Annotated in this window: 8 protein-coding genes; 3 read left to right on the top strand and 5 right to left on the bottom strand. The window is 38.0% G+C overall.

Annotation, left to right across the window (positions count from 1 at the left end):
• Positions 1 to 154: membrane protein insertion efficiency factor YidD (gene yidD, locus U9M98_03095; GenBank protein ID MEA2020676.1), on the top strand; the 154-nt coding region annotated here is incomplete at its 5' end.
• Positions 155 to 173: 19 nt separating this feature from the next.
• On the opposite strand, the gene U9M98_03090 is transcribed toward yidD, so the two are convergent.
• The 5 genes from U9M98_03090 to U9M98_03070 form a co-directional block, all read right to left on the bottom strand.
• Positions 174 to 2,249, bottom strand: coding sequence for a valine--tRNA ligase (locus U9M98_03090; protein MEA2020675.1), 2,076 nt, complete (start codon positions 2,247 to 2,249; stop codon positions 174 to 176).
• A gap of 14 nt (positions 2,250 to 2,263) precedes the next feature.
• Entirely contained in the window at positions 2,264 to 2,632 is a 369-nt protein-coding gene (locus U9M98_03085) for a hypothetical protein (protein MEA2020674.1), read from the bottom strand.
• Positions 2,633 to 2,648: 16 nt separating this feature from the next.
• Positions 2,649 to 2,978, bottom strand: coding sequence for a glycosyltransferase family 2 protein (locus tag U9M98_03080; protein MEA2020673.1), 330 nt, complete (start codon positions 2,976 to 2,978; stop codon positions 2,649 to 2,651).
• A gap of 261 nt (positions 2,979 to 3,239) precedes the next feature.
• Positions 3,240 to 3,983, bottom strand: coding sequence for a glycosyltransferase family 2 protein (locus U9M98_03075; GenBank protein ID MEA2020672.1), 744 nt, complete (start codon positions 3,981 to 3,983; stop codon positions 3,240 to 3,242).
• Positions 3,984 to 4,085: 102 nt separating this feature from the next.
• Positions 4,086 to 4,394 (bottom strand): hypothetical protein, encoded by a 309-nt coding sequence (locus U9M98_03070; GenBank protein MEA2020671.1) that lies wholly within the window; start codon positions 4,392 to 4,394, stop codon positions 4,086 to 4,088.
• A 114-nt stretch (positions 4,395 to 4,508) separates the two neighbouring features.
• Between U9M98_03070 and U9M98_03065 the strand changes: the two genes are divergently transcribed.
• Together U9M98_03065 and U9M98_03060 are read left to right on the top strand one after the other, a co-directional pair.
• Entirely contained in the window at positions 4,509 to 5,918 is a 1,410-nt protein-coding gene (locus U9M98_03065) for a methionine--tRNA ligase (GenBank protein MEA2020670.1), read from the top strand.
• 49 nt (positions 5,919 to 5,967) lie between these two features.
• Positions 5,968 to 7,476, top strand: coding sequence for a glycosyltransferase family 2 protein (locus tag U9M98_03060; protein MEA2020669.1), 1,509 nt, complete (start codon positions 5,968 to 5,970; stop codon positions 7,474 to 7,476).
• Positions 7,477 to 7,488 lie beyond the last annotated feature (12 nt).

Raw genomic sequence — 7,488 nt, 5'->3', positions numbered from 1 at the left:
AACTGATCGAGTTTGTAAATTCGAGCCTAGTTGTTCAGAATATACTTATCAGGCTGTTGAAAAGTATGGAATCCTAAAGGGACTTTGGTTAGGTTTTAAGCGAATAATTAGATGCCATCCGTGGAATAAAGGTGGTTACGATCCTGTGCCCTAAGTTGAACTTGGTTAATTACTCAACTTTTAATTGGGTTTGGCCAGGTAGTTACAATTAGAGGTTTGTATTTTTGGTGTGGTAAGCGTTGCCAAATTTCTTCTGTTACAAAAGGCATGAAAGGGTGTAAAGCTTTTAGTGTATTGTAATATATATATCGGAGGATTGTAAGTTTACCTTTTTTCTTTTTTTCTGAGTTACTGTATAAGTCTTCTTTAGAATATTCAATATACTTGTCAGCAAATTCGTGCCATATAAATTGGTACAATTCTTTTCCTGCCAAATCAAATCTGTAATTATGGTTCTGGTGGTCAATATTTTTTGTAACGTATTCAAGGGTGTTATGCCATTCTTTTATAATTTTTTTATCTTTGTTTGTTAACTTAGTATGTGCTATATCTAATTTAGGAATATCTTGCCACTCTAGCCAGTTGTTTTTTTCTAGGTTGCTGTATATAAACCTTCCAATATTCCAAATTTTATTTGCAAAATTGCGGTAGCTTCGCACTTTATCTTCATTTATTTTCAAATCTGTTCCCGGCGCATTTCCTATGATTAGAGCCATTCTTAAGGCATCTGTTCCATATGTTTCAACCATTTCTAAAGGATCAAAGCCTATCCCTTTAGTTTTACTAAACTTTCTTCCTTGGTTGTCGCGCACTAAGCCATGCAAGTATACTGTTTCAAAAGGTACTTCATTGCTCATTTCCATACACATCATAATTTCACGAGCTACCCAGAAAAATAGTATGTCATGTCCAGTTTCTCTAACTGTGTTGGGGTAAAAGTATTGTAAATCTTTTGTGCTTTCTGGCCACCCAAAAACAGACATTGGCCATAAAGCCGAGGAAAACCAAGTGTCGAGTATGTCTGTTTCTCCTTCCAGTGGTATTTTGTGCCCCCACCAAAGTTGACGGGAAATACACCAATCATGAATATTTTCCATCCAGTGAAAAAAAACCTTTTTATACATTTCCGGAACAATTTGTACTTTTCCTTCCCGTACAGCTTTTAAAGCTTTCTCAGCAAGAGGTTTTATCTTTACAAACCATTGCTTAGAAATTAAGGGTTCTGTGCGAGTTCCGCATCGCTGGCAATGTCCTATATTATGTTGGACAGGTTCTTCTTTTATTAATAATTCCTTTTCTTTTAAAGCCTCTACAACTTGCTTGCGTCCTTCTGCCACAGTTAATCCAGCGAATTTTTCTGCTAAGTCTGTTAATAATCCTTCTTTATCTATGACTTTTAGAGTTTCTAGATTGTGCTTTTTGCCAATATTAAAATCTGTTTCATCGTGGGCTGGTGTTATTTTTAAAGCTCCTGTACCAAATTCTGGATCTACCAGTGTATCTGTGATTACGGGTAATTTTCTAGTTGTTAGAGGGAGCGGTACTTGTTCACCAACCATGTCTTGGTAACGGTTGTCTTGAGGGTGAACAGCAACTGCAACATCTGCGAACATGGTTTCTGGACGGGTAGTGGCAATGGTTATGGGTCCATATTTTATATAATAAAGAGTTCCTTTCTCTTGTTTATGCTCATTTTCAAGATCAGAAAGAGCTGTTTGACAATTAGGGCACCAATTGATAATGTAGTTGCCTTTATAAATTAGACCCTTTTTATAAAGGCGATGGAAGGCCTCTTCTACAGCGCGTGAGCGCTCCTTATCCATGGTATAAGCTTCCCGCGACCAGTCCAAGGAAAACCCTAGTCTTTTTAATTGGTTTCGGATATATTTTTTTGACTGGTTTGCAAAGTTATGTGCGCGCTTTAGAAATTCTTCTCGTCCAATATCTTGCTTTGTTTTACCTTCTTTTGCTAGTTGTTGGGTAACAAGATATTCCACTGCGATGGAGGCATGGTCAAAGCCAGGAACCCAGAGGGTAGCGTCACCCTTCATCCGATGATAGCGAATCATAATATCTTCTAATATATACAAAGCGTGCCCTGCGTGTAGCCCCCCAGTCACGTTTGGAGGTGGCAATGTAATAACAAACGGCTCTTTGCTCTTATCAATTTCTGGTTTGAAGTAACCGCCTTCTTCCCACATTTGGTAAATTTTATTTTCAGTTTTTTCTGGTTGATATCTCTTTTTCATTTTTTTCTATTTTTTTATGACTTTATTTTCTTATAACCTTGCGTTAGGAGTTTTTCAGTGTTTGTATCCAACGCAGTTTCAATAATATCTTTCCACATATTAAGGTCCTTACTAACACCCTGCAGCCCCCATTTTTCGGTTTTATTTACATGGTATAAGTTCTCTAGGTTTACGCTTTTAACCTTTTTGTTACGTGAAAGAAAATGGTCTGTTATTTTTAAGTCAGCTCCGTACCTTAAGGTTTTCAAGTCTTTTATTTTTAGTAGTTCCTTACGCTGGGCAGCTCTTTGCCCACTTATGAGTAGTGTGTAGTTATTTTTATATTTTTCAATCAATTGTGGTGCTATTTTTTGGTAAATATTATCCCACCTGTTAAAATGCATTTTCCCAAGAGTTAGATCAGCCTCTTTTTTTTTTTAAGATTGGTTGTACTAGTTTTTGGATGTGGTCTTTTGTTAGGTTTATTAGATCTCCATCTAGGCAAACTACAACTGGGCTTTTTGCATTTTTAAAACCGCGGTAAAGGCTGTAGCCCTTGCCACTATTCTGATTGTTGGTCAGCAGACGCACCTTCTTCCTGTTTTTGGGTAGCACTTCACTTGTTTTATCTGTTGAGCTGTCATTAATTACTAGTACTTCTGCTACTAAGTCACTTTTTAAAGCAGTACCCACTACAGTTGTGATGGTGGCTTCTTCATTATATGCAGGTATGATAACAGATACAGTCAATTGGTGTTGTAACATAAAAAACCCTTGCTTTATGCAAGGGCCCTGAATTACAAGGACGGTACCAACCTTACTACGCTCATTTTTATGGTTTACGGACCATATATCCGGAGGATTTTACTGTCCCTTTGGGGTTCTTTCCTCAACGTATCCTTATAAGGATAGCCATAGTGACTGCTAAGGCTCAACGTTTTTGCAGTATATCCCTTTAAGGATAGCATTTAGCTGGGTTTGTTGCAATATTTTTTGCAGGAGCAGTTTTTCTTAAAATTTTTGGATAAAATCTTTTAGCTTTTGGGCATTTATATTTAGATAAGTAGCTATACTTTTGACTAAGTCTTCATTGAACTTTTGTTGATATTCCTTGCTCTTGTGTGCAACTATACTTTGGGAAATTTCCAAAATTCCAGAGATAAATCCAGTAGATCCTAAAAAAGCGTTTCGGTCCTTTTCGTGTTTTTTAACCCGCAACTGTTTAGTACTTGGTAGAGGCACTACCACAGTGCTATCGCGAAATGCTTCGTTTAAAATAATTTCCATAGCGTAATTTGTTTGCTCAATCTTTTTTAGGAGAGGTTTAATTTCTTTTTTGGGGAGGCAGCGTTGACCGCTGAATTGCCAGAGGAATGAGTATAGAGGTACACCATTAGAAAGAACGTCACCCACAGACATTTTTACATCTTGCTCCAAAACAGGGTTTATGATTGAAGAAATGTGAAAAGGTTTTAAATTAATTAGATCTGCATCTAGTAAGAGTATGTAGGGAAGTTTAGCTTTCCTTATTCCTTGTGCTATAGCGTAGCCTTTGCCATGGTTTTTTTCAAGATTGATAATTTTAATTTGGTCTTTAAATTGAGTAAGGTTTTGGATGCTATTATCGGTAGAGCCATCGTTGACAACAATAAGCTCCCCAATTTGAGGTGTTTTTAGAGCTAGGTCTACTACCTTTGCAACTGTTTTTTCTTCGTTGTAGACAGGAATAATACAACTAACTTTTTGATCTTTCATAGGTAGTGGTAGAAGTTCTTTTAGCGTGAAGAAATTAACATTACTTTTAATAGTAGCATGAATAGATGTGCAACCCTAGTGGGGGCTTGAGCTTTACCAGTACTAGGGTTGCTTTTGCAGATTGTGCATAGTTTGTATTAATTGGATTACAGATTCCCAGGTAAAGGATTCTGGTTCAAACTTGCGTTCCAGTGGGTGCTCTTTCAAGCCTAACCTTTTAAGTAGTTCAAAGCTGAATTCAACCGTTGTTTCTTTGTTTTGTCCTTTCTCCCTAACTATTATAGTAATGTGTGCTGGTTCAGATTCAGTAGGTGGTTTGTATTTAAGGGTTATATCAAGGGTATTTAGGTCTCTTTCTAGCTTTTCTCTAATCTGGCGTAGCTGCTTTTTCCTTAATTCTTGGTACTGCATGTGAAAAACCTCCCTCCTCACTAATCTTTATGTTTTGTACTGAAATGGTTCTTGAATTATTATAGCAGGTTTTTTGGTGGATATTTGTCACTTTTGTGCTAATATTTGTATACTTTGAGCAAGTTTTACGTAACTACAGCAATAGATTATATAGATGATGTTTTGCATATTGGGCATGCTTACCAAAAAGTTGCTGCTGATGTTCTAGCGCGCTATCACAGGGCTTTAGGGGATGAGGTTTTTTTTCTTACTGGTGTGGATGAACACGGTGGGAAGGCAGAGAAGTCAGCTCGGGAACATAATGTTAGTTTTGAACAATGGGCAGATAAAATTAGTCGTCAGGATCAGGAGCAATTAGCAAGTATAAACATATCTTTTGATCGTTATATTCGGACTACGGACAAAGATCATATACAAACTGTAGTTGATTTTTGGAAAAAGATAGATAACCAGGGTGATATTTATTTAGATAAGTATACTGGAATTTACTGTCCAGGTTGCGAGCGCTTTATTACTGAAAAAGACCTGGTTGAAGGGGCTTGTCCTTATCATCCTGAATTGGATTTGCAAGAGCTTACAGAAGAGAATTATTTTTTTAGACTTTCAAAGTACGAGGATTTCCTTAAGAGTTATATTGATAAAAATCCAGAGTTTGTTCAGCCGGGAACGCGACGAAAAGAAATAGTAGCATTTTTAAATCAGGGGCTGGAAGATATTCCCATCTCCCGTCCTTCTGTTGAATGGGGTATTCCCGTTCCTGGAGATAACGCACATACCATATACGTATGGTTTGATGCTTTGATCAATTACTTTTCGGGGGCTCCAGAGGGGTTTTGGCCTGCTGATGTTCACTTTTTGGGTAAGGATAACCTTTTTTGGCACGCTGTCTTGTGGCCTGCAATGCTAAAGTCTGCTGGGTATGTGTTACCTAAGATTGTATATGCTCATGGGTTCTTAAGTTTAGAAGGGCGAAAGATAAGCAAATCATTGGGTAATGTAATTCGCCCAAGTCAGCTTGCAGAGGAGTTTGGATCTGATGCAATTCGCTATTACTTATGCCGCAGTATGAGTTTGCCCGAGGATGGAAATCTTTCTTTAGATCATTTAGAAAGTGTTTATAATTCTAATTTGGCTCATGGCTTGGGGAATTTGGTTTCTCGTGTAGCTACGCTTTGCGACAAGGCAGGAGTGGAAATAAAGCCGGGCCAGAAGTCCTTGCAAGATGTTCTGACTCCGGATCTTGCACAAGCAATGGGCAGTTTTAGATATAATTTGTATTTGGAGTTGGTTTGGCAAAGGATAAGTGCTGCTAATGCCTATATTACTAAGAAGAAACCTTGGAATTATTTAGGAGAGAAAGAGCAGCAAAGCGACCTAGAAGATATTCTTTCCCACTTAGTTTCTGAAATTAGGGAAATAGCTTTGTTAGTTCGACCTTTTATTCCCATAGCTGCTAGAAAGATTGAAGAGCAATTCCAGGGACCTGGCATTAAAGCAGCAGAACCTATTTTTCCTAGGATTTAAGCAGCTTTAATTTGAATCTTGTTAGGGTTCGTCGTACAATAACCTTGTTATGATGGTACGTAAGTTTGCAGAAAAACATGAGGAAAGTATTAAACGTACTTTTGAAATTGTACCCGGTTTTGTTATTTGGGCTGTTATCTTATTCCCAGTTTTAGGTTCTCTTATAATACCCCGATGGGTTTCTTATTTTATTATTGGTTTTAATGTCTACTGGCTGTACCGGTCACTAAAACTTGTGGTTTACGGGATAAGTGGTTATAGCTGTATAAAAAAGTCAGAAGATTGTGATTGGCAAGGTCTTTACTATAAGGAACAACCAAATGAAGTTCTGGATTGGGATGCTATTCGACACGTAGTTATAATTCCAAATGCAGGGGAGCCTGTAAATGTGTTGGCTGCAAATTTGGATGCTTTAGCGAATCAGACTTTGGATAATTCTAAAATTTTTGTTGTGTTAGCTATGGAAGAACGGGTTGCGGATTCCCGGAAAACCGCCCAGATTTTGGAAAGCAGGTATAAAGATAAATTTGGTAACTTATGGACAACTTTCCATCCTGATAATTTGGTGGGGGAAGTAGTGGGAAAGGCGTCTAACATGGCCTGGGCAGCACAGAGAGCCCGTGAAAAGCTTGCTGATGAGGGTATAGATTTGAGTAATGTTACTCTTACCTCTTGCGACGCGGATGGACAATTTCATCCTAAGTATTTTGAGGCACTTACATATGAGTTTGCAAAAGACTCAGACCGTTACTGCAGGTTTTGGCAGTCACCCATCTTTTGGTACAACAATATTTGGGAAGTCCCGGCTTTCATTCGGATAATTGGTATTTTGGGTAATATTATTCATGTATCTGATTTGCAGGAGCCAACGCAATTATTTTTTAATTATTCTTGTTATTCAACTAGTTTTAAAATGATTCATGAAGTAGGTTATTGGGATACGGACATTATTCCCGAGGATTGGCATATTTTTCTCCAATGCTTTTTTAACTTTCAAGGACAAGTGGAAGTAAAACCTATTTTCCTTCCAACTAGCGTAGATGCTCCAGAAGGGAATACATATTTTAAATCTCTTGTAAACCGCTATAAACAGTGCAAGCGGCATGCCTGGGGTGCTTCTGATATTCCTTATGCTATGGTTCAATTCTTAAAACACCCTGAAATACCCCTTGCTGAAAGGTCCTTAAGGATTTTTAAGCTTATTGAGAGCCACGTGCTCTGGTCTACAAATTGGTTTTTAATTACTTTGGGTGCAAACTTGCCACCTCTTTTAAATCCAGTGTTTGCTCAGACTACACTGGGGCAAAATTTGATGGGTGTTTCTCAAACATTGCTAGCATTTTCCCTTTTGGGGTTGGGTGCTGTAATTCTTTTGGATAGCGCGTTGCGCCCCCCGCGTCCAGAAAGCATCCGTTGGTGGCAGTTGCCAGCACATTATTTGCAGTGGTTTCTTATGCCTATTGCTACATTATTTATGACTACTCTTCCCGGATTAGATTCTCACACTCGCCTGATGTTAGGTAAGCGTTTAGAATACTGGGTTACGGAAAAAATTTAAGTTTTTTAGTTT

This window comes from Patescibacteria group bacterium, from assembly GCA_034659915.1.
Taxonomy (GTDB): Bacteria; Patescibacteriota; WWE3; order JAUXAW01; family JAYEID01; genus JAYEID01.
Note: the sequence above shows the minus strand (reverse complement) of the source record. Positions and strands in the feature narration are given on the sequence as shown.